This is a genomic window from Halorubrum coriense DSM 10284 (assembly GCF_000337035.1).
GTDB lineage: Archaea > Halobacteriota > Halobacteria > Halobacteriales > Haloferacaceae > Halorubrum > Halorubrum coriense.
This window is the reverse complement of record NZ_AOJL01000027.1, coordinates 1-21,310: the sequence shown is the minus strand read 5'-3', so window position 1 is coordinate 21,310 and position 21,310 is coordinate 1. Positions and strand designations below refer to the sequence as shown.

The following is a 21,310-nucleotide window of genomic DNA, read 5'->3' as shown; positions in this document are numbered from 1 at the left end:
AATGACCTCTCCTCTGGAAGTGCGGAAAACCCGGGAGCGGGTCCGACTCGCGTCGAACCCTCGCTCACTCGCCCGCGCGTCAGTCGGCGCGCGGCTCCAAGTCCATCGCCTCGGCGAGCAGCGCGTGCGAGTCGCGCGCGGCCTCGGGGTCCGGCACGGTGTGCTGGATCATCACCTCGTCGACGCCGACGCGGTCGGCCAACTGCTCCAGCAACCCGCTGATCGTCTCCGGGCTCCCGGAGATCGACCGCGGCCACTCGCCGTCGTCCAACGTCGCGGGCGTCGGGTCCGGCGCGCCGCCCAACTCGTCTATCGCCTCCGCCTCGGTCGGCGTCTCGTCTCCCAGTTCGCCGCGCTTCATCCGCCGGAACGTCGCCTCCGCGGGCGCGCGCCGCCGGGCCGCGGCCGCGTCCGTCTCGGCCGCGACCGCGTTGACCGCGACCATCCCCCGCGGCTCGTCGAGTCCGCCCGGTCCGGCCTCAGGGTCGAACGCCTCGCGGTACTCGGCGAACGCGCGCTCGCCGAACCCGGGGCGGATGAAGCCGGCGAAGCAGTAGCGCAGCCCCAGCTCGCCGGCGATCTCGCCGCTCGCCGGGCTCGACCCCAGCACCCACGGAACGGCCGGTCCCTCCGCCGAGCCCGGCACCGACAGGTCGGCGTACGGGTGCTCGTCGGGGTAGGCGTCGCGGAGGTGGTTCACCACCGCCGTGATCCGCTCGCGGTGGTCCTCGTTCGGCTTCTCGACGCGGCGGTCGGTGCCGAGCGCGCGGTCGGACGCGGCGGAGCCGTTCGCGCGCCCCATCCCGAGGTCGACGCGGCCCGGTGCCAGCCCGTCGAGGACGCCGAACGACTCGGCCACTTTGAACGGGCTGTAGTGGTTCAGTAGAATCGCGCCGGAGCCGATCCGGATCGAGTCTGTCGCGCCCGCGAGACGGCCGAGCAGCACCTCGGGCGTGGTGCCCGCGAGGCGGTCGCCCATGCCGTGGTGTTCGGCGACCCAGAACCGCTCGTAGCCCAGTCGCTCGGCGTGGCGCGCGGCGTCGACCGTGTTCGCGAACGCGTCCGCCGCGGTGCCGCCGCGGGGGACCGGCGAGAGGTCGACGACTGAGAGGTCCATACCCCCGGTCGGCGACTGATCCGGTTAACGGTTGGCTCGGCGGCGGAGCGGTCGGGGGATCGAAACCGCGCGAGCCGCGAGATCATAATCGCGCGGACTGTGACGTCACGAGAACAAACCCGGCTGAGCGCCGCGGCTGGTCGGTGAGCGAAAGCGAAGAGAAGAACCGCGTCGTCAGTTGTCGCCGGTTTTCGACTGCCAGGCGTAGTCGCGCCGGGAGGCGGACTCGCCGAAGCCGCACGAGGAGCAGCGCTCCTTCTTGACGTGGTAGGACTTCTCACCGCAGCGTCGACACTTCACGTGGACCGTCTTGTTCTTCTTTCCCTGAGAGGGCGTACCTGCGCCGGTCATGCTTTGATGGTGACGACGTTATCGCCGCGTATAATCGTTGTGTCTTCGATCGCGACCGCGAACTCGCCGTCGAGGTCGCCGTCGACGCGGTCGCCCACGCCGTCTTCGGGCTCGATGACCACGTTCATGTGCTGGTCGTACCCGCCGAGGACGCCGTAGTACGTCGTCCCGTCCTTCAGGTGTACCGTCACCGGCTCCTCGAGCGACGCTTCGAGCACGTCGAGGGGTCGTCCACTCATTGTCCGTACCGCCGCCCGTCGCGATAATAAAAATACCGGGACGAGCCGCCGAACCCGGTCGGACTGACACGAGCCGGCCGTCACTCCAGCCGGTCCCGCACGAAGTCGGCCGCCGCCGGAACCGCGCTCGCGTAGCGGGCGGCGTACACCAGACTCGCCTGCGTCCGGCGGGCCGAGCCGTACCCCTCCCCGACGCGGTCGGCGACGTACCCGAACAGCTCTACCTCGGGGCGGACGAGCCGCGCCGCCAGCGGATCGTCGACCGCGCCCGCCTCGTCGACCGCCGTCCTCGCTCGCTCCGCGGCCGACCGGACGGACGACTCCGAGGGGACCTCCCGGTGGTTCCCGTCGCGAATCTCGTCGACGATCCGCCGGTACGCGTCGACCTCGGCGAGCGCGGTGCCGGCCTCGACCACCGCGGTCGCGTGGTCGCCGTCGTCGACCGCCCGTTCCACGTCGTCGACGACCGACTCGACCCGACTCTCGCTCGTGGCGACGAGCTCCTGTGCGACCGTCCCACTCAGGTCCTCGCCGTCGAGCGGGTCCTCGCCGCGCCGCCGCTCGCGGACGGTCGCGCGCGTCCGACTCACCGAGGCCCGCAGTTCGTCGGCGGCCGCGACCAGCGACGCCCACTGCGGGGCCGGGTCGTCGCGCTCGCCGAGGAATGCGTCCCGGAGCCCCTCGGCGTCGCTCGCGGCGGCTCGCGCGCGCTCGACGCGGGCGATCGCCTCGCCGGCCCGGAACGGGTCGGCGACCGGGTCCGCGGGGTACGCGACACTGGGTTCGACGTGCGCCGCGCACCGCGCGAGCAGCGACTCGACCGGCTCGTACGCCACGACCGCCTCCGCGGGGGAGCCGGCGCGGTACGTCAGGTCGGCCGCGAGCGAACTGCGGTCGGCGCGGACCGCGCGCCGGCGAGCGGCCAGCTCCGCCGCGTCGTCGGTCCCGGTGGCCGCGCGGTGCGCGCCGCGGACCGCCGCGGCGTCCTCCCGCCGTCGCCGCCACGCGGAGAGGGCGTCGACCGGCCAGCCGTCGGGCGGGGCCGCGTTCGTCCGCTCCATCGCGCGCTCCCGGTCGTTCCCGATCTTCTCGGCGACGGCGACGTTGGGGACGTCCGGGTCGGCCGGCACGTCGGCGAGCATCTCGAGCGCCCGCGTCTCGTGGCCGTCCGCGAGCGACCCGGGGACGGCCGCCGGGAACGGGGACGCCGGCCACTCGACCGATCCGACGGCGTCCGACGGGAGCGACGCGGGCGCCTCTGGCCGCCCCTCCTCGCCGGCGAACGGGAGCGCCGAACAGCCGCCGAGGGCCGCCGCGCCCGCCGTCGCGATCCCGGCGAGGAACCGGCGGCGGGAGCCGGAGTCGGCGGTCACGCGTCGTCACCCCCCGACTCGGTCGCCGACGAGTTGAACACTGCTGGCCGACCCCGCCGCCGACAGGAGCCGCTCATGCCGCGCCCGCTTCCGGTCGAGCGGTCGGCTGCGACGGGCAGCCGGATCGCGAACCCGACGGTGTGGAACTCGTCGGGGGCGCACGCCGCGTCGGCCGGGCGGTACGCCTCACAGAACTGCGCGTAGGGGTGGAGGTCGCCCTCGGCGGCGTCGTCCGGCTCGACGGACACCGACCGGAACCGGATCTCCCGGCAGGCCATCACGGGCATCGCGAGGAGGTACACCGACGCGGCGTCGAAGTCGGTCGCCTCGCAGAACGACCGGAGCGCCTCGCCCGGGTCGGTCTCGGCGAAGGTGAGTTCCGCGAGGTCGTCGTCCGCGACCAGCACTCGCCGCGCCCCTCGGCGCTGTCGCGCCGGCTCGTCGGTGGACGGCGACGGGAGCGCGTCCCCCGCGGCGACGAGCGCGTCGCCCGCCTCGTCGCGCGCCTTCTCGAGCTCGTAGCCGTCGATCGGCCGTTCTCTGGTCGGGTAGCTGTTCGACGCCGTCTCGCTGCCGGCGCAGCCGGCCAGGGCGGCGATCCCTGACGCGGCCGCGAGGAGGGCTCGGCGGCGGGGAACGTCTGCCATCGCCGGCGGTTCGACCGAGGGCGTGAAACGCTTTGTGGGAGCCGCTCGGACGCGAACCGACGTCGCGGGGGCGAACCCGGGAGTTTTTAACGTGGGCGAGAGTACGCCGAAGTACCACACTCCCGCGGGACACGGTGAGTCGCGACGACTCGGCCGTAGCGGGGCCTTCAACGACGCGCGGTAGGACGTAGCGCCGACGGCTCCTTGCGGGGTTCAGTGACCGACGCCGACCACGGCGTCACACACGGACACACTATGGAAATCGAAATTGCGACACTCGGCGGTTACGAAGAGGTCGGTCGACAGATGACGGCGGTTCGCGCGGGCGACGACATCGTCATCTTCGACATGGGCCTGAACCTCAGTAAGGTCCTCATCCACGACAACGTGGAGACCGAGAGCATGCACAGCCTCGACCTGATCGACATGGGCGCCATCCCGGACGACCGGGTCATGAGCGAACTGGAGGGCGACGTTCAGGCGATCGTCCCCACCCACGGTCACCTCGACCACATCGCGGGGATCCCGAAGCTCGCCCACCGCTACGACGCGCCGATCGTCTCCGCGCCGTACACGATCGAGCTGGTCCGCCAGCAGATCGAAGACGAGGGCAAGTTCCAGGTCGACAACGATCTCGTGAAGATGAAGCCCGGCGCGTCGATGGCGATCGGCGACTCCGAGCAGGTCGAACTGGAGTTCGTCAACGTCACCCACTCGATCATCGACGCGATCAACCCGGTCCTCCACACGCCCGAGGGCGCGGTCGTCTACGGCCTCGACAAGCGCCTGGACCACGACCCCGTCATCGGCGACCCGATCGACATGGAGCGGTTCCGCGAGATCGGCCGGCAGGACGAGGGCGTCCTCGCGTACATCGAGGACTGTACGAACGCCGGGAGCAAGGGCCGCACGCCCTCCGAGTCGTACGCGAAGAAGCACGTCGAGGACACGCTGAAATCGATGGAGGACTACACGGGCGGCATCATCGCCACCACGTTCTCCTCGCACATCGCCCGCGTGAAGACCCTCGTCGAGTACGCCCGCGAGATCGGCCGGCAGCCGGTCCTGCTCGGGCGCTCGATGGAGAAGTACTCCGGCACGGCCGAGCGGCTCGACTTCGTCGACTTCCAGGGCGACGTCGGCATGTACGGCCACCGCAAGTCGGTCGACCGCGCGTTCAAGCGGATCATGAAGGAGGGGAAGGGGAACTTCCTCCCCATCGTGACGGGCCACCAGGGCGAGCCGCGCGCGATGCTCACCCGCATGGGCCGCGGCGAGACGCCGTACGAGATCGACGACGGCGACAAGGTCGTCTTCAGCGCGAGCGTCATCCCGGAGCCCACCAACGAGGGGCAGCGCTACCAGTCCGAACAGCTGCTCCGGATGCAGGGAGCCCGCCTCTACGACGACATCCACGTCTCCGGCCACCTCCGCGAGGAGGGGCACTACGAGATGCTCCAGGCGCTCCAGCCGCAGCACCTTATTCCCGGCCACCAGACGCTCAAGGGCCGCTCGCCGTACGTCGACCTCGCGAAGACGCAGGGGTACAAGCTCGGACGTGACGTTCACGTGACGCAGAACGGGTCCACGATCCAACTCGTCGAATGACGAGCGAGACGAAGGAGGCGCGGGTGCTGGACGCCATCCGCGAGCGGCGTGACCTCGTCAACGCCGCTATCGACGAGGAGCTGCCGGTACAGGAGCCGGAGCGACTGTACGAGGCCACCCGGTACATCCTCGAAGCCGGCGGGAAGCGACTCCGGCCGACGGTGACGACGCTGGCCGCGGAGGCGGTCACCGGCACGGAGCCGATGGGGGCCGACTTCCGCGCGTTCTCGTCGCTCGGCGGCGACGACGTCGACGTGATGCGCGCCGCGGTCGCCATCGAGGTGATCCAGTCGTTCACGCTGATCCACGACGACATCATGGACGAGGACGACCTGCGCCGGGGCGTCCCGGCGGTCCACGAGGCGTACGACGTCTCGACGGCGATCCTCGCGGGCGACACGCTCTACTCGAAGGCGTTCGAGTTCATGACCGAGACCGGCGCGGACCCGCAGCACGGCCTCGAAGCCATGCGAATGCTCGCGTCGACCTGTACCGAGATCTGCGAGGGGCAGGCGCTTGACGTCGCCTTCGAGAGCCGCGACGACATCCTCCCCGACGAGTACCTGGACATGGTCGAGCTGAAGACCGCGGTGCTGTACGGCGCGTCCGCCGCGACGCCCGCCCTCCTACTCGGCGCGGACGAGGCGGTCGTCGACGCCCTTTACCGATACGGGATCGACTCCGGGCGCGCGTTCCAGATCCAAGACGACGTGCTCGACCTCACCGTCCCCTCGGAGGAGCTGGGGAAGCAGCGCGGCTCCGACCTCGTCGAGGGGAAGGAGACGCTCATCACGCTCCACGCCCGGCAACAGGGCGTCGACGTCGACGGGCTGGTCGACGCCGACACCCCGGCCGAGGTGACCGAGGCGGCCATCGACGACGCGGTCGCCGCGTTGGAGGAGGTCGGGTCCATCGAGTACGCCCGGGAGACCGCCGAGGACCTCACGGAGCGCTCGAAGGAGCACCTCCAGATCCTCCCCGAGAGCGGCTCCCGGGGGCTGCTCGAAGACCTCGCGGACTACCTCATCGTCCGCGGCTACTGAGCCGCGCGCCCGATCCGGACGAGCCGGCACCGGCGGTCCGGGCCGCGACGGACACGGCTTTATCCGGGGCCCGCGTCGGAGCGACCGTGTCACGGTACCGAAACGCCGCGCTGTTCTGCCTCCTCGCGCTGTTCTGGGGCGGCTCCTTCGTCGCTATCGAGGTCGGCCTCGACTACTACCCGCCGGTGTTGTACGCCGCCTACCGGTTCGACGTGGCCGCGCTGGCGCTGATCTCGTACGTCCTCCTCACCCAGTCCGACCCGTTCCCGCGGACGCGGGGCGACCTCGCCGCGATCGGGTTCAGCGGCGGGCTCTCCGTGGCCGCGAACAACTCGCTGCTGTTCGTCGGCCAGCAGTACACGACGAGCGGCATCGCCTCGATCACCTACAGCCTCGTCCCCATCGCCACCGCGGCGGTCGCGGCCGCGTGGATCGGCGGGGCGGACCTCGACGCGCGCGGCGCGGTCGGGGTCGTCCTCGCGTTCCTCGGCGTGGGGCTCGTCGCGCAGCCCGACCCCGCGAACCTCGGCGGCGGCGTCGCGGTCGGCGTCGGGCTGATCGCGGTCGGCGTGATCGCCGTCGCGGTCGGCAGCGTCGGCCTCCGGACCGTGGAGACGACGTTCTCCAGCGTCGCGCTCACCGGCTGGGCGATGGGGTTCGGCGCGGTCGCCATCCACGCGCTCAGCCTCGGCTTGGGAGAGAGCCAGCGCCTCCCGGCCGCGGCGCCGCGCGCTGTCGCCTCGCTGGCGTTCCTCGGGCTCCTCTCGTCGGCGGTGGCGTACACCATCTACTTCACGCTGCTCGACCGGCTCGGTCCCTTCGAGATCAACCTCGTCTCCTACGTCGTCCCGGTCGTCGCCACCGTCGCGGGCGCCGTCCTGCTCGCGGAGCCGGTGACGGCGTTCACCGTCGCCGGCTTCGCGGTCATCGTCGCCGGGTTCGGCCTGCTGAAGCGCCGCGAGATCGCCGCCGCGGTCGCCGAGGTCCGGCCGGCCGGATAGCGGCGACCCGCCCGAAGCGGGTCGCCTCAATCGACAGCCACGTCGACCGGGTCGCCGACGTCGACACCGAACAGCGAGCCGTGTGCCGCGAAGAGGTCGCCCCCCGCGGCGGCGTCGACGACAACGGTCCGCCCGTGCCGGGCGACGGTCGCGTCCGAGAGCGCCGCGTCGCCCTCGCGGACCGCCCGCGCGAGCGCCTCCGCGGTCTCCCGATCGAGCCGCCGCGGGTCCGCGACCGCTCCGTAGCGCAGCGCGACGCTCGGCCCGCCGCCGTCTTCCCCGTCCCCGTCCGCGTCGCCGGTCGCGCCCGCGTCGGCGGTCGCCGCCGGTCCGCTTTTGATCACGCGGAGCGACGCGCCGACCGCGCTCGACGCGTCGAGCACGGCGCGGAGTTCGGCCGGCGCGTCGCCGAGGCGACGCCGAAGCCGCCGCCGGGCGTCGGGGCCGAGGTCGACGCACACCGTCGCGTCCCCGCCGAGGAGCGACGGCAGCGGCCCGTAGTTCGCGGTCGTGCCCGCCCCCCGTCGAGACTCGTCTCCGACTCCGGCGTCGCGGTGCGCCGCGGCGGCGGCGGCGGTCGGCCCGAACGCGGCCACGACCTCGTCCGGCGTCACCGCGACCGCCGACCCGATTTCGCGCGCGCGGAACCGGACGAATCCGGCGCGCTCGTCCGGTTCGCGGGTCACGTCGGGGTCCGCGTCGAGTTCGGTTACGAGCGCGGCCGCGTCCACGTCGCCGACCGCGACCGCGCACCCCGCCGGCCCGTCCGCGGTGAGCGCGGCCCCGCCGGCCGCCCGACGGAGCGCGCCGAGCGACACGCTGTCGTATCGCCCGAGGAGCCGACGGACCCGGCTCCCGAGCCCGCTCGGGAGGCCGGTCGCCGCCAGAACGGTCGGATCGAGCCTCCCGGTCACGACGGTGTCGGCGTCGGCCGCGGCCGTCGCGGCCGGATCGTAGGCTCCCGCGGCGACCGCCGACCGCGGGCCGCCCGAGGCGGTGTCCGACCGGCCGGTCGCCGCTTTGTCGCCTGCGGAGCGGGCTCTGGTCGGGCTCGACTCGACCGCGAGCGCTCCGTCTCCGAACTGTTCGGCCGTCAGGGCGTCGATCGGGTCACCGACTCCCAACCCGGTCGCCGCGAGCGCGGCTAGGCGCTTCGCGAACGCTCGTTTGGAGGGCATCGTTTCACCTGACTAACGAGAGCGTATAATACTGCCGGGTGGCGACCGGACGGTCGCTCGGCGGCCCGTGACTGCGACCGGATGCGGTCCCCGGCTTCCGGGCGATAGCGACCGGGCGCGGCGGCGTCGACCGCTCCGCTCAGTCGTCGAGCGCGTCGATATCGTCGAGTATCTCGACGGCGTGGTCCTCGGGAGAGACGCCCTCGTACGCGAGGACGACGGTGCCCTCGTCGTCGAGGACGTACGTGTTCCGGAACACGCCGTCGAAGGTGTTCCCGAACATCGACTTCTCGCCGTAGGAGTCGTACTCGCTCGCGACCGCGCCGTCGGGATCCGAGAGGAGCGTGAAGGGGAGGTCGTACTCCGCGGCGAACGGTTCGAGGTCCTCGACCGGGTCGTCGCTGATCCCGACGACGGCGACGTCGGCGTCCTCGAACGCGTCCCACTCGTCGCGGAAGCTACACGCCTCGGCGGTACAGCCGGGCGTGTCGGCGCGGGGATAGAAGTACACTACCGTGTGACTGGCCGCGGCCGGGTCGACGGTGACCGCCTCGCCGCGGTGGTCGGTGAGCGCGATGTCGGGCGCGGCGTCGCCGGGTTCGAGCATACGGATTGACTCTCCTCAACCGAGTTAGGGGATTCGGTCCATTTTTACCGGCCTCTCGCATCCTACCCGTATCGATGACGTGGCAACCGACGCCGTACACGGTTCCGCTGCTCGTCGCCGCCGTCGCCTCTTTCGGGTTCACCGTGTACGCCGTCGGAAACCGCTCACGCGGCGGCCACGCGCTCCTGTGGAGCTTCGTCGGCGTCGCGGGCACCGCCGGCGTCTGGGCGCTGGCGTACGCGGCCCAGCTGTCGGCCCCAGCGCTCGGTCCCGCGCTGTTTTTCAACCGGTTCGTCTGGTTCGCCTCCGCCGGGTTAGCGGTCGCGTGGCCCGCCTTCGTCTTCTCGTACGTCGACCGGACGGCGTGGCTCGGTCGCCGCCGCTTCCCGCTCTTCTGGGCGGTCCCCGCCGCGGTCGCGGTCGCCGTCTGGACGGTCGGCGTCGACCCGCTCTTCTACGTCGACCCCGCCCTCGTTGACGCCGACGGCTATCGCGTCTTGGAGTACACCCCGACGGCGGCGCTGCTCGGATTCGTCGGTTACACCTACGCGGTCAACCTGTTCACCTTCGCCGTCCTCGCTTACGCCGCGGTCGCGCGCGACGGCGTGTTCCGCCGGCAGGCGGCCGTCCTCTTCGTCGCCGGCGTCGCGCCGATGGCGTTCGGCGCGGCCGGCATCTCCGGGGTCATCGGTCCGGAGAACGGCGTCGTCGACTTCACGCCGGTCGCCTTCGGCGGGACCTCGGCGCTCTTGGCGTGGCTCGTGTTCCGATACCGGCTGCTCGACGTCTCTCCCGTCGCGCGCGACGCGGTGTTCGCGAACCTCTCCGACGCCGTCGTCGTCTGCGACGCCGACGGGCGGGTCGTCGACCGGAACGATCCGGCCGAGGCCCTGTTCCCGGAGGCCGAAATCGGCGTCGAGGTCGGCGAGGCGTTCGACGATCTCCCGACGGTCGCCGACGCGGTGACGGGCGAGGGCTCGGACGACGAGTTCCGCGTGACGCTCGACGGGGGCGGTGCGCCCCAGTTCCTGACGGTCGACGTCCACGACATCACGGGCCCGGGAACGACTCGCGGCGGGATCGTCCTGCTGTTCCGGGACATCACGGAGCGCGAGACCCTCCAGCGGCGGTACCGCGCGCTCATCGAGAAGTCCCCGAACGTGATCGCGGTCTGCGGGGAGGACGGCCTGGTCCGGTACGTGAGTCCGTCGATAGAGCGGCTGATCGGCCACCGGCCGAACGAGATCGAGGGCCGCCCGGTCATCGACTTGGTCCACCCCGAGGACCGCCGCGAGGCACAGCACGCGTTCGAGCGCGCCTTCGACAGTGACGAGCCCCAGTCGCTCACGCACCGCATCGCCCGCGGCGACGGCAGTTGGCGGCTGTTCGAGACGGTGATCGAACGGCTGTTCGAGGACGCCCGTGAGGTCGTCATCACCGCCACCGACGTCACGGAGGCTCGGCGGTACGAGCAGCGGCTCCAAGTGCTGAACCGCGTGCTGCGTCACGACCTGAAGAACGACACCAACGTCATCGGCGGGTACGCCGACCTGCTCCGCGACCACGTCGACGAGGAGGGCGACCCCTACCTCGACGTCATCGACCGGAAGGTGGGGACGCTGACGCACCTGAGCGATCAGGCCCGCGAGATCGACGTCGCGCTCCACAGCGACGCGGCCCGGACGGAGATCGACTTGGCCGCGCTCGTCGTCCGACTCTGTCAGTCGCTGGAGTCGTCGTTCCCCCATGCGACCGTGTCGGTGACCGCCCCCGAGTCGGCGGTCGTCGCCGCTGACGAGCTGCTGGAGTCCGCGATCCGGAACGTGTTGGAGAACGCCGTCGTCCACAACGACGGCGACGACCCGCACGTCGAGGCGACGGTCGTCGCCGACGGCGACCGGTTCCGAGTCGACGTGGCCGACGACGGGCCGGGCATCCCGCCGGTCGAGCGGACGGTGTTCTCGGAGGCCCGGGAGACGGCGCTCGAACACGCGAGCGGGCTCGGCCTCTGGCTCGTCCACTGGATAATCACGGAGTCCGGCGGGGACGTCGAGATAGCGACCCGCGAGCCGACCGGCACGGTGGTACAGATGTGGCTCCCGCGGGCGACCGAGGGGAGCGACTGAGCCCGCCGTCTCTCGCGGCGGTCCCGCTCAGACGTGGTTCCCGGTGGGATCGCCGCGGTCGACCGCCGCCGTGCGTCGACCGCCCTCCGCAACCTCTTTGCGCGCCCTCGCCGAAGCCGAAGCCATGAGTCACGGACCTCTGGACGAGGACGCGGTCGAGAGCTACCGCGAGGCCGGCGCGGTGCTGGTCGAGGCGATGAACGAGGCCCGCGAGATGGTCGAACCGGGCCGGACCCACCTCGAAGTCGCCGAGTGGACGGAGGACTTCGTCCGCGAGCAGGGGGCCGGCCTCGCGTTCCCGGTGAACATCAGCGTCGATCCGGAGGCGTCGCACGCGACGCCGAGCCGCGACGACGAGACCGAGTTCGGCGAGGAGATGGTGTGTCTCGACGTCGGCGTCCACGTCGACGGCTACATCGCCGACGCCGCGGTGACGGTCGACCACAGCGGGACGCCGGAGCTCGCCGAGGCCGCCGAGATGGCCCTCGAAGCTGCGCTCGACGAGGCCGGCCCGGGCGTCGAGGTCGGCGTCGTCGGCGAGGCGATCGAGGACGTGATCCGCGGGTACGGCTACACGCCGGTCCTCAACCTCTCCGGCCACGGGGTCCAGCGCTACGACGCCCACACCGGCCCGACGGTGCCGAACCGCGGCGTCGACCGCTCCGTCGAACTGGAGCCCGGGCAGGCGGTCGCGATCGAGCCGTTCGCCACCGACGGCCGCGGCAAGGTCGGCGAGGGGACCGACGAGCAGATCTTCGAACAGCGGGGCTCCGCGAGCGTGCGCGACCGGCGGGCGCGGCAGGCGCTCGACGAGATCGAGGCGTTCGACGACCTCCCGTTCGCGGCGCGGTGGCTGGAGACGGACCGCGCGGAGATGGCGCTGCGCCGGCTGAAGCAGGCGAACGCGATCAAGGGCTACCCCGTACTGAAGGAGGACGACGACGCCCTCGTGAGTCAGGCGGAGCACACCCTCCTCGTCACCGAGGACGGCGTCGAGGTGACGACCGCGGGCATCCACGGCTTCGACGACTGATGGATCAGATCTTCGCGCCGTGGCGGATCGAGTGGGTCGAACGCGACGCGGACCCCATCGACGGCTGCCCGTTCTGCGTGCTCCCGGAGCGGGAGGACGCCCGCGAGGCGCGCGTGGTCGCCCGCAGCGAGCGCAACTACGTCCTGCTGAACAACGCGCCGTACAACCCCGGCCACGCGATGGTGATCCCGGACGAACACCGCGAGGATCCGACCGGCCTCGACGACGCGACCCTCCTCGACCACGCGAAGCTGAAAGCGGCGACGCTCGCCGCGCTGCGCCGCGACATGGACCCCGACGGCGTCAACACCGGACAGAACCTCGGCGGCGACGCCGCGGGCGGGTCGATCGACCACCTCCACACCCACGTCGTCCCGCGCTGGAGCGGCGACACGAACTTCATGCCCGTCACCGGCGAGACGAAGGTGATCGTGGAGGCGATAGAGCGCACCTACGACCACCTCCACGCGGGCTTCGCGGCCGACGAGAACGCCGTCGATCCGGGCGACGCGGAGGCGGGCGACGCGGTCGAACTCGACTTCGACATCTGAAGCGGCGGTGTCGATCACAGATAAACAAACGTCGCGGTGGCGCGTGCCGACGAGCGCCCGCAGGGAGCGAGTCGCACGCGCGAGATCGCCGGCGCTACGCGCCGGCTGCCAGAGGGAGCTCCGGTCCCTCGCTGGAGTCGCTGGCCCCGGAGCGAAGCGGAGGGTGCCAACGACGAGGCCGGGGCTTTGGAGGCGTACTCCGCAGATACGTCGGCCAGCCACGTCAGGCCGCCGGAATCCGACCGGATTCCTCCTCTTTCTCGATATCAGTACACCAGTTCGCCAGAGATGAACTTCCGGGTGCGCTCGTCGGCGGGGTCCTCGAAGATCTCCGCCGTCGGCCCGACCTCCGTGATCCCGTCGTCCAACAGCACCGCGACGCGGTCCGCGACCCGCTCGGCCTGATGCATGTCGTGGGTCGCGACGACGACGCCGATCCCCCTGTCGCTCGCCTCGCCGACGGCGTCCTCGATGACCGCGGTGTTGCGCGGGTCGAGGTCGGAGGTGGGCTCGTCGAGCAGCAGGACGTCGGGGTCGTACGCCAGCGCGCGGGCGAACGACACCCGCTGGGCCTCGCCGCCGGAGAGCGAGTCGACCGGCTGGTCCGTCTTGTCGGTCAGTCCGACGACGTCGAGCGACTCGCGGACCGCGTCCGCCGCGCCGGACAGCCGGAAGAGCGAGGCGATCCGCTCGCTCCACGAGCGGCGGACCCGGAGCCCGTACTCGACGTTGCGGGCGACCGTTCCGGCGAAGAGGCTCGCCTCTTGGAACACCATGCCGACCCGGCGGCGCAGCACGAGCCGCTCCGCCTCGTCGGCCGTCCACGGGTCGGTCCCGTCGAGCTTCACCCTCCCCTCGTCCGGCTCCAGCGACAGCGCGAGCGTTCGCAACAGCGTCGTCTTGCCGACGCCGGAGGGACCGATGACGGCGACGACCTCGCCGGCGTCGACGTCGATCGTGAGGTCGCGGAACACGGTATCGTCGCCGTACGACCGCGACACCCCCGTGGCGCGGAGCATCAGCCGGTCACCTCCCTTCGCATCAACCGGTCACCCCCCGATCGCCGAAGCGGACGACGACGGCGTTGACCGTCAACACGAGCGCGACCAGCACCGCACCGAGCACCATCGCGGTCTCGTACCGTCCCTGTCTGGCCTCCAGCTGGATGGCCGTCGTCAGCGTGCGCGTCTTGGAGATGCCGTCCGCGCTCGTGATGTTCCCGCCGACGATCAGCACGGAGCCGACCTCGCTGATCGCGCGGCCGAACCCGGCCAACACCGCCGTCGCGATCCCGTAGCGGGCCTCCTTGATCACCACCAGCGCCACGTCGACGCGGGTCCCGCCGAGGACGCGGGCGGCGTCGCGGACGCCGTCGTCGACGCCGCTCACGGCCGCGAGGCTGATCGCGGTGATCGGCGGCGTCGCGAGGACGAACTGCGACATGATCATCGCCTCGCGGGTGAAGATGAGCTCCAGCGACCCCAGCGGCCCCTGGTTGGAGACCGCGAACAGCACCACCAGTCCGACGACCACGCTCGGGAACCCCATCCCCGTGTTGACGACCGACTTCACGAACCCCTTCCCGGGGAACTCCGTGAGGCCGATGGCGACGGCGGCCGGGACGCTGATGAGCGTGCTCAACGCGACCGCGGTGAGGCTCACGTACAGCGAGACCGCGATGACGCTCCCGACGTATCCCTCTCTGAACGAGACGCCGAGCAGGGACGCCGCGGGGCCCGCGCCCCCGTCGAGGAGGGCGGGGGCCAGCTGTGCGACCGGTTCGAGCGGCACGCTTACGCGTCCGAGTCGTCGCTACTCCAGCCTTCCGGAACGTACTGCCGGAAGTCGGGGTCCTCGGAGACGGCCTCCGGGAAGAACAGCTGCTCGCCGTTCACCTGGTACTCGGAGATGGCGTTCTGGACGCCCGGGCTGGTGATCCACCCGATGTACGCCATCGCGAGGTCGTAGTTGGCGTTCTCGTGGACGCCGGGGTTCACCGCCATGACGCCGTACGGGTTCGCGAGGATCTCCGGCCCGCCCTCGATCGGTCCCTGAACGAGGATCGTGAGGTCGATCTCGGACCGCTGCGAGATGAACGTCCCGCGGTCGGAGAGCGTGTACGCGCCCTGCTGGTTGGCGGCGTTGAGCGCCTCGCCCATCCCGGTGCCGGTCTCCTGATACCAGTCGCCGCCGGGGTCCGTGCCCGCCGCCTCCCAGAGGTTCAGCTCCTTCGTGTGCGTCCCCGAGTTGTCGCCGCGGGAGACGAACGTCGCCTCCGCCTCCGCGACGGTCGTCAGCGCCTCGGTCGCGGAGCCCGTCCCCTCGATCCCGGCCGGGTCGTCCGCCGGGCCGACGATCACGAAGTCGTTGAACATCAGGTCCCGGCGGTTGATCCCGTACCCGTTGCGCATGAACTCGTCTTCGAGCCCGCGGGCGTGGACCATCACGATGTCCGAGTCGCCGTTGCGGGCGGTCTCCAGGGCCGCGCCGGTCCCCTGGGCGACGGCGTCGACCGTGACGCCGTACATCTCCTCGAAGTCCGTGTGGATCTCGTCGAGGAGCCCGGTGTCGTAGGTGCTCGTCGTCGTCGTGAGCGTCAGCGTCTCGCCGGCGACCGAGGGCGTCCCGTCGGCGGTGCCGTTCCCGCCGCTGCCGTCGCTCCCGTCGCCGCCGGTGCCTCCCGTCGACGAGCAGCCCGCCGTGCTCGCGATCGTCCCGGCACCGAGCGCAGCCACGAACGTACGTCGTTGTATCGGCATAGATACAACGGTGGGTCGACACGACATATAAGTTGCGTCACGGCCCCGTACGCCGGATCGACGCGACCGGAGCGGGGGTCGACGGCGCGTCGAAACTCCCAACACGGCCCGGACGTATCCTCCGGACATGAGCGACGCGACCGGTCCGGACGCGGCCGCGGGGCGGGGGCACGCCGCGCTCGTCGAGGACGGCGTGGAGTTCGACGGCCGCGACGCCGCGCTCCTGCGCGCGGTCGACGCCGCGGGGTCGGTCGCGGGGGCCGCGTCTGCGCTCGGTCGCTCCCGGGCCCGGGCGCTCTCGCGGATCGAGACGCTGGAGGACGCCTACGGAACGCTCGTCGAGCGCCGCCGCGGCGGCGAGGGCGGCGGCGGGAGCCGACTCGCCGCGTCGGGCCGAGACCTCCTCGACCGCTACGACCGGCTTCAGGCCGTCCTCGCGGCGACCGCGTCGGTCCCCGAGACGGTGCTGCGCGGGACGGTCGAGGCGATCGACGGCGAGATCGCGGTCGTCGACACCGCGGTCGGGGCGCTCTCCGGGCTCCACGGCGCGACCGGCGACGAGGACGCCGGGGGTGACGGGAGCGACGGCGGCACGGTCGCCGCGGGCGATCCGGTCCAGGTCCGGATCGGCGCGGACGCGGTCACGGTCAACGACGCGGCCAGCGAGGTCGATCCGGACGCGACGAGCGCCCGGAACCGCCTGACCGGCCGCGTCTCACGCATCGACTCCGGCGAGACGGTGTCGACGGTTCGGATCGGGGTCGAACCGGTCGACCGGGGAGAGAGAGTCGAGGCCGCCGTCGAAGTCGCGGCGCTGATCACCGCCGAGAGCGTCGGTCGGCTCGGTCTCGCTCCCGGCGACCGGGTGTCGCTCCGGTGGAAGGCGACCGCGACGCGGCTGGTGGCGCACGCGGAGTGACTCGGTCGGCCGACACACTGTGCCAACCGGTCCCGCGCAAGCGAACGGTTTTTGCGTCGACCGACGGGAGGGTTGGTATGGACGAAGACACCCCCGAGGGCGCGACCCCGCCGGGCGACGGGCGCGGCGGCGACGCCGCGGCCGACCCGGCCGCCCCTCGGACGGACGGCGGGACCGAGCGCGCGGACGAGCCGGCCGAGGACGTCGCGCTCGACCCGTGGGGGTCGGCGTCGGTCGGGGACTACGCGGACCTCTTCGCGGAGTTCGGCATCGAGGCGTTCGACGAGGTCGACGACGACGTGCCGGACCCGCACTACCTGATGCGCCGCGGCGTCATCTTCGGTCACCGCGAGTACGACGCGGTCGCGGAGGCGATGGCGAACGACGAGCCGTTCGCGGCGCTCTCCGGGTTCATGCCCACCGGCGACCCGCACATCGGCCACAAGCTCGTGTTCGACGAGATCATCTGGCACCAGCGGATGGGCGGCGACGCCTTCGGCCTCATCGCCGACCTCGAGGCGCACTCCGCGCGCGGGATGTCGTGGGACGAGATCGACGAGCACGCCCGCAACTACCTCCTCTCCCTGCTCGCGCTCGGCTTCGACGCCGAGGAGGGGGAGCTGTACCGCCAGTCCGACAACCGCGCGGTCCAGGACCTCGGGTTCGAGCTCGGCTCGAAGGCGAACTTCTCGGAGTTCGAGGCGATCTACGGCTTCGACGGCGAGACGAACATCTCGCACATGCAGAGCGTGATCACCCAGACCGCGGACATCCTCTACCCGCAGCTCGTCGACGAGCCGAAGCCGACGGTGATCCCGGTCGGCCCCGACCAGGACCCGCACGTCAGGCTCACCCGCGATCTGGCGACCCGCGTGCGCTACTTCAAGGTGACCGAGGCGTTCGCCTCCTTCGAGCTCGACGACGACGAGCGGCGGCTCGTCCGGGCCGCCTACGACGCGCTCGCGGCCCGCGACGGCGACGGTGACGCTGCCGAAGAGGGCGACGCCGCCGAGAGCGACGTGCGCTGCGAGGACGCCGCCGAGTGGCTCGCCGACTACGAGCCGCCCGAGACCGACCGCGACAGCGTCGACCTCGCGGCCGCGAAGTCGACCGCCCTCGACAAGCTCCGCGCCGGCGGCAAGGAGCCGCTCCGCCCCCGCGTGCGGTTCTTCGACCGCAACGCCACCGACGAGGCGTTCGAGGCGCTGATCGAGGCCGTGGCGGGCGAAAAGCGCGTCTTCGAGGGCCACGTCGACGCGTTCGAACTCACCCGCGGGGAGGCCGAGTCGCTGGCGCGGGAGGTCGAGATCGACCACGACGGGTTCGGCTTCCGGCAGCCCTCCTCGATCTACCACCGGTTCATGACCGGGCTCACGGGCGGGAAGATGTCCTCGTCGATCCCGGCGAGCCACATCTCGCTGCTCGACGACCCCGAGGACGGCTACGACAAGGTGAAGGCGGCGACCACCGGCGGGCGCGACACCGCCGCGGAGCAGCGCGAGCTCGGCGGCGAGGCCGACGAGTGCCCCGTCTACGAGCTGTACGCCTACCTGCTCGCGGGCGACGACGACGAGCTGACCAAGGAGGTGTACGCCGAGTGCGTCAACGGCGAGCGCCTCTGTGGCGGCTGTAAGGAGCAGGCGGCAGAGCTGATGCGCGAGTTCCTCGAAGATCATCAAGAGAAGCGCGCGGAGGCCGAGGAGCTCCTCGACGACCTCGACATCGACCTCGACTCCGACCGGCGCGGCACCGGCGGCGAGCACTGAGCCCGCGGCACGGACCGAGCCCGCCACGCGCGGCCCCTACAGCTCTTCTTTCACGTACACGCCGAGCAGTCCGCCGAGCGCGCTCAGCACCACGGTGTAGGCGACGCCGCCGATCACGATAATCGCGCCGAAGACGACGACCCCGCCGACTGCGATCCCGGCTTCGAGCGGGAACCCGAAGAGTCCCAAGAACGGCAACAACACGAGGCCGAGAAGCAGCAGTCCGACGATCGGAATCGACGCGATCGCGCCGGAGAGCGCGCCGACCCGGAGCCCGTCGCCGCCGTCCGGCTCACCGTCGCTGGTTAAGTACCCGGCGACCGCGCCGCCGAGCAGCGGCGAGATGCCGGTGAACGAGAGCACCGTCGTCGCGATCGCGCCGACGAGCGCGTTGAGGAGGGTGTTTTCGCTGTCCATACGCGGCCGCACTCCCGGCGGCGGCATACGTCTTGCGGAGCCTCGAACCCGACTCGCCTACGACCGGTGTACCCGGCCGACGACCGAGGCGATGGTTTATGAGGCGGGCGCTACCTCTCACGGGTATGAGCGAGGCAGAGACGATCCACGTCGCGGACGTCAGCGAGGGGATCGGCGGCGACGCGACGGCGGAGCCGGGGTCGCCGGTCGAGCTCCCGGTCGTCGACGTCCTCACCGGCCGATCGTTTATCACGGGGAAGAGCGGCTCCGGGAAGAGCAACACCGCCTCGGTCGTCATCGAGAACCTGCTCGACAGCGGCTTCCCGGTTCTTATCGTCGACACGGACGGCGAATATTACGGTTTAAAAGAAGAGTACGAGATCCTCCACGCCGGCGCGGACGACGAGTGCGACATCGTCGTCTCCCCCGAACACGCCGAGAAGATCGCGGCCCTCGCCTTAGAGCAGAACGTCCCGATCATCTTGGACGTCTCCGGCTACCTCGAAGAGGAGACCGCCAACGAGCTCCTCTTGGAGGTCGTCAGACAGCTGTTCGCGAAGGAGAAGCGCATGAAGAAGCCCTTCCTGCTCGTGATCGAGGAGTGTCACGAGTACATCCCCGAGGGCGGCGGGATGGACGAGACGGGGAAGATGCTGATCAAGGTGGGGAAACGCGGCCGGAAGCACGGGCTCGGCATCGTCGGCATCAGCCAGCGCCCGGCGGACGTCAAGAAGGACTTCATCACCCAGTGCGACTGGCTCTGCTGGCACCGGCTCACCTGGGACAACGACACGAAGGTGGTCGGGCGCATCCTCGGCTCGAAGTACGCGAGCGCGGTGGAGGACTTAGGCGACGGCGAGGCGTTCCTGATGACCGACTGGGACGAGTCGATCCGCCGGATCCAGTTCCACCGCAAGGAGACGTTCGACGCGGGCGCGACCCCCGGGCTCGACGACTTCGAGCGCCCGGAGCTGAAGTCCGTCTCCAGCGACCTCGTCGGCGAGCTCGAATCGATCTCCGACGAGAAGGAGCGCCGCGAGTCCGAGATCGCGGACCTCAAGCAGGAGCTAGAGAAGAGGGACCGGCGGATCGCCGACCTCGAACGCGAGCTGGAGGAGGCCCGCGACCTGAGCAACATGGCCGACCAGTTCGCGCAGGCGCTGCTGGGCAAGGCGGAGGCCCCGTACCGCGGCGGTGGTCCGTCCGCGGCGAGCCCTGACCGGTCCCGAGACGACGGCGGAGCGGGCGGCGACGACGGAAACGGCGACCAGTCGGTGCTCAAGTCGTACGACGAGGCGGTCGCCGCGACCGAGGGCGACTCGGCGGCGTCGGCCGCGGACGGCGGTCCCGGGGCCGACGACGGCTCCGAGGCCGCCGCGTCGACGGGCAGCGAATCTCCGGCCGACGCCTCCGAGGGCGACTCCGACGACTCCGCAACTCCCAACTCCGACGCCGCGGTCGCGTCCGCGTCGGGGCCGCCGGACGACGTCGACCCGGTCACCCGCGACGACGTGGCCGAGAGCGCGCTCCGGTTCGACGACGCGATCGAACTCGGCACCCGCGAGGCGGTCATCGAGGAGCTCCGCTCGCGCATCGAGGCGCTCCCGGAGCTCTCCCGCGGGATGCTCCGTCACTACCGGCGCGAGGGCGCGAGCGACCCCGTCGCGGCCCATATCGACGCCGGCGGCGACGGCGACTCCGGACACGCCTACAGCCGCCACCGCCCGATCCGCCGCGCGGGGCTCATCCGTCACGCCGGCCGCGGGCACTACGCCTACGCGGTCCCGGACCTCGTCCGCGAGGCGTACGCCGACCGGCTCGACGAGGCGCAGGTCGACGAGGTCGTGAGCGCCGTCGAATCGGTCTTCGTCCCGCCCGCGGAGCTGAGCTACCCGCCGGACGCCGCCCCGACCGACGTCGGCGAGCCGCCCGCGGGAGGGCCGACCGACCGGTCCGGCGGGGATCAGGCCGAGACGACGGCGTCGGCCGACGGCGAGGACCCCGTCACCGCGGACGACGGGACCGCCGCGGACCGCGCTCGGGACGCGGCGCCCCCCGACGCCGCCGACGCCGACGAGGGCGAAACGGCGGCCGACGCCGGCCTGAGCGACGCCGCGCGCCGGTTCGCCGAGCGGACGGAGCGCTGACTCTCGCCGGGATCAGAACGGGACCGAGAGGTACTCGCTCGGCACGGCGTTCCGCGCCGTGACCTGCGGGTCGACAACCTGACTGATCTCTAGGCCGCCGACGAGGCTGGAGAAGAGGTACGCCTCGGTGCGCGAGAAGCCGTGGTGGTGCGCCAGCAGCCCCAGCATGTCGCGGTTCGCCTTCTCGACCGCCTCCTCCAGCGTCTCGGCGCTCGCGACCGTCTTCACCGCGTCGCCGGTGTCGAGGAGGGGCCGGTCCAGCGGGACGGCCGGGTCGTCGATCACGGAGAGCGTCGCGTCGACCTCGACCGCGATCTCCGCGCCGGTCCCGCACATCTCGCCGTCGGCCATTGCCGCCTTCGCGTCGCCCATCGCCAGCATCGCGCCCGGCTGGAAGACGGGGAAGTCTGTCTCTTATACACATCTCT

At 71.6% G+C, this 21,310-nt stretch carries 20 protein-coding genes and 1 pseudogene; 9 read left to right on the top strand and 12 right to left on the bottom strand.

What is annotated here, in order from left to right:
• Positions 1-79: 79 nt before the first annotated feature.
• The 5 genes from C464_RS06340 to C464_RS06320 form a co-directional block, all read right to left on the bottom strand.
• Complete coding sequence (locus C464_RS06340) at positions 80-1,117, bottom strand: MsnO8 family LLM class oxidoreductase (RefSeq protein ID WP_006112802.1); 1,038 nt, start codon at positions 1,115-1,117, stop codon at positions 80-82.
• Positions 1,118-1,291: 174 nt separating this feature from the next.
• Complete coding sequence (locus C464_RS06335; RefSeq protein WP_006112801.1) at positions 1,292-1,468, bottom strand: 50S ribosomal protein L37e; 177 nt, start codon at positions 1,466-1,468, stop codon at positions 1,292-1,294.
• Positions 1,465-1,707 (bottom strand): LSM domain-containing protein, encoded by a 243-nt coding sequence (locus C464_RS06330; RefSeq protein ID WP_049910922.1) that lies wholly within the window; start codon positions 1,705-1,707, stop codon positions 1,465-1,467. The genes C464_RS06335 and C464_RS06330 overlap by 4 nt, the downstream gene beginning before the upstream one ends.
• Before the next feature lie 80 nt (positions 1,708-1,787).
• Positions 1,788-3,080, bottom strand: a complete 1,293-nt coding sequence (locus C464_RS06325; protein ID WP_006112799.1) for a hypothetical protein — start codon at positions 3,078-3,080, stop codon at positions 1,788-1,790.
• Complete coding sequence (locus C464_RS06320) at positions 3,077-3,727, bottom strand: hypothetical protein (protein ID WP_006112798.1); 651 nt, start codon at positions 3,725-3,727, stop codon at positions 3,077-3,079. The genes C464_RS06325 and C464_RS06320 overlap by 4 nt, the downstream gene beginning before the upstream one ends.
• 255 nt (positions 3,728-3,982) lie before the next feature.
• Between C464_RS06320 and C464_RS06315 the strand changes: the two genes are divergently transcribed.
• The 3 genes from C464_RS06315 (at position 3,983) to C464_RS06305 (ending at position 7,379) form a co-directional block, all read left to right on the top strand.
• Positions 3,983-5,335 (top strand): ribonuclease J, encoded by a 1,353-nt coding sequence (locus tag C464_RS06315; protein WP_006112797.1) that lies wholly within the window; start codon positions 3,983-3,985, stop codon positions 5,333-5,335.
• Entirely contained in the window at positions 5,332-6,378 is a 1,047-nt protein-coding gene (gene idsA3, locus C464_RS06310; RefSeq protein ID WP_006112796.1) for a geranylfarnesyl diphosphate synthase, read from the top strand. The genes C464_RS06315 and idsA3 overlap by 4 nt, the downstream gene beginning before the upstream one ends.
• 86 nt (positions 6,379-6,464) lie before the next feature.
• Entirely contained in the window at positions 6,465-7,379 is a 915-nt protein-coding gene (locus tag C464_RS06305; protein WP_006112795.1) for a DMT family transporter, read from the top strand.
• A gap of 26 nt (positions 7,380-7,405) precedes the next feature.
• On the opposite strand, the gene C464_RS06300 is transcribed toward C464_RS06305, so the two are convergent.
• Positions 7,406-8,557 (bottom strand): hypothetical protein, encoded by a 1,152-nt coding sequence (locus tag C464_RS06300; RefSeq protein WP_006112794.1) that lies wholly within the window; start codon positions 8,555-8,557, stop codon positions 7,406-7,408.
• Positions 8,558-8,696: 139 nt separating this feature from the next.
• Positions 8,697-9,164: a peroxiredoxin gene (locus C464_RS06295; RefSeq protein ID WP_006112793.1), complete on the bottom strand. Its 468-nt coding sequence runs from the start codon at positions 9,162-9,164 to the stop codon at positions 8,697-8,699.
• Positions 9,165-9,238: 74 nt separating this feature from the next.
• Here C464_RS06295 and C464_RS06290 point away from each other — a divergent pair, with 74 nt between their 5' ends.
• The 3 genes from C464_RS06290 to C464_RS06280 all read left to right on the top strand — a co-directional run bounded on the left by C464_RS06290 (position 9,239) and on the right by C464_RS06280 (position 12,874).
• The gene (locus C464_RS06290; RefSeq protein ID WP_006112792.1) at positions 9,239-11,290 is read left to right on the top strand and encodes a histidine kinase N-terminal 7TM domain-containing protein; all 2,052 of its coding nucleotides are present in this window, start codon (positions 9,239-9,241) and stop codon (positions 11,288-11,290) included.
• A 124-nt stretch (positions 11,291-11,414) separates the two neighbouring features.
• Positions 11,415-12,323: a type II methionyl aminopeptidase gene (map, locus tag C464_RS06285; RefSeq protein WP_006112791.1), complete on the top strand. Its 909-nt coding sequence runs from the start codon at positions 11,415-11,417 to the stop codon at positions 12,321-12,323.
• Positions 12,323-12,874: an HIT family protein gene (locus C464_RS06280; protein WP_006112790.1), complete on the top strand. Its 552-nt coding sequence runs from the start codon at positions 12,323-12,325 to the stop codon at positions 12,872-12,874. Before map ends, C464_RS06280 begins: the two co-directional genes overlap by 1 nt.
• Before the next feature lie 266 nt (positions 12,875-13,140).
• Here the strand turns inward: C464_RS06280 and C464_RS06275 are convergent, their stop codons facing one another.
• The 3 genes from C464_RS06275 to C464_RS06265 are packed head-to-tail and all read right to left on the bottom strand — an operon-like array spanning position 13,141 to position 15,633.
• Positions 13,141-13,893: an amino acid ABC transporter ATP-binding protein gene (locus tag C464_RS06275; protein ID WP_006112789.1), complete on the bottom strand. Its 753-nt coding sequence runs from the start codon at positions 13,891-13,893 to the stop codon at positions 13,141-13,143.
• A gap of 22 nt (positions 13,894-13,915) precedes the next feature.
• Positions 13,916-14,665: an ABC transporter permease gene (locus C464_RS06270; RefSeq protein WP_006112788.1), complete on the bottom strand. Its 750-nt coding sequence runs from the start codon at positions 14,663-14,665 to the stop codon at positions 13,916-13,918.
• 2 nt (positions 14,666-14,667) lie between these two features.
• Positions 14,668-15,633: a substrate-binding domain-containing protein gene (locus tag C464_RS06265; protein WP_049910920.1), complete on the bottom strand. Its 966-nt coding sequence runs from the start codon at positions 15,631-15,633 to the stop codon at positions 14,668-14,670.
• A gap of 127 nt (positions 15,634-15,760) precedes the next feature.
• On the opposite strand from C464_RS06265, the gene C464_RS06260 reads away from it, so the two are divergent.
• Together C464_RS06260 and C464_RS06255 are read left to right on the top strand one after the other, a co-directional pair.
• Complete coding sequence (locus C464_RS06260; RefSeq protein ID WP_006112786.1) at positions 15,761-16,552, top strand: TOBE domain-containing protein; 792 nt, start codon at positions 15,761-15,763, stop codon at positions 16,550-16,552.
• Positions 16,553-16,629: 77 nt separating this feature from the next.
• Positions 16,630-18,318, top strand: coding sequence for a tryptophan--tRNA ligase (locus tag C464_RS06255; protein WP_006112785.1), 1,689 nt, complete (start codon positions 16,630-16,632; stop codon positions 18,316-18,318).
• Between the two features lie 36 nt (positions 18,319-18,354).
• Here the strand turns inward: C464_RS06255 and C464_RS06250 are convergent, their stop codons facing one another.
• Positions 18,355-18,735 carry a DUF5518 domain-containing protein gene (locus tag C464_RS06250; RefSeq protein ID WP_006112784.1) on the bottom strand — a complete coding sequence of 127 codons (381 nt, stop codon included), beginning with the start codon at positions 18,733-18,735 and terminating at the stop codon, positions 18,355-18,357.
• Between the two features lie 125 nt (positions 18,736-18,860).
• On the opposite strand from C464_RS06250, the gene C464_RS06245 reads away from it, so the two are divergent.
• The gene (locus C464_RS06245) at positions 18,861-20,882 is read left to right on the top strand and encodes a helicase HerA domain-containing protein (protein ID WP_006112783.1); all 2,022 of its coding nucleotides are present in this window, start codon (positions 18,861-18,863) and stop codon (positions 20,880-20,882) included.
• Between the two features lie 12 nt (positions 20,883-20,894).
• On the opposite strand, the pseudogene C464_RS06240 reads toward C464_RS06245, so the two are convergent.
• Positions 20,895-21,287 (bottom strand): annotated as a pseudogene (locus C464_RS06240) (acetamidase/formamidase family protein); the annotation flags it as partial.
• Positions 21,288-21,310: the final 23 nt, after the last annotated feature.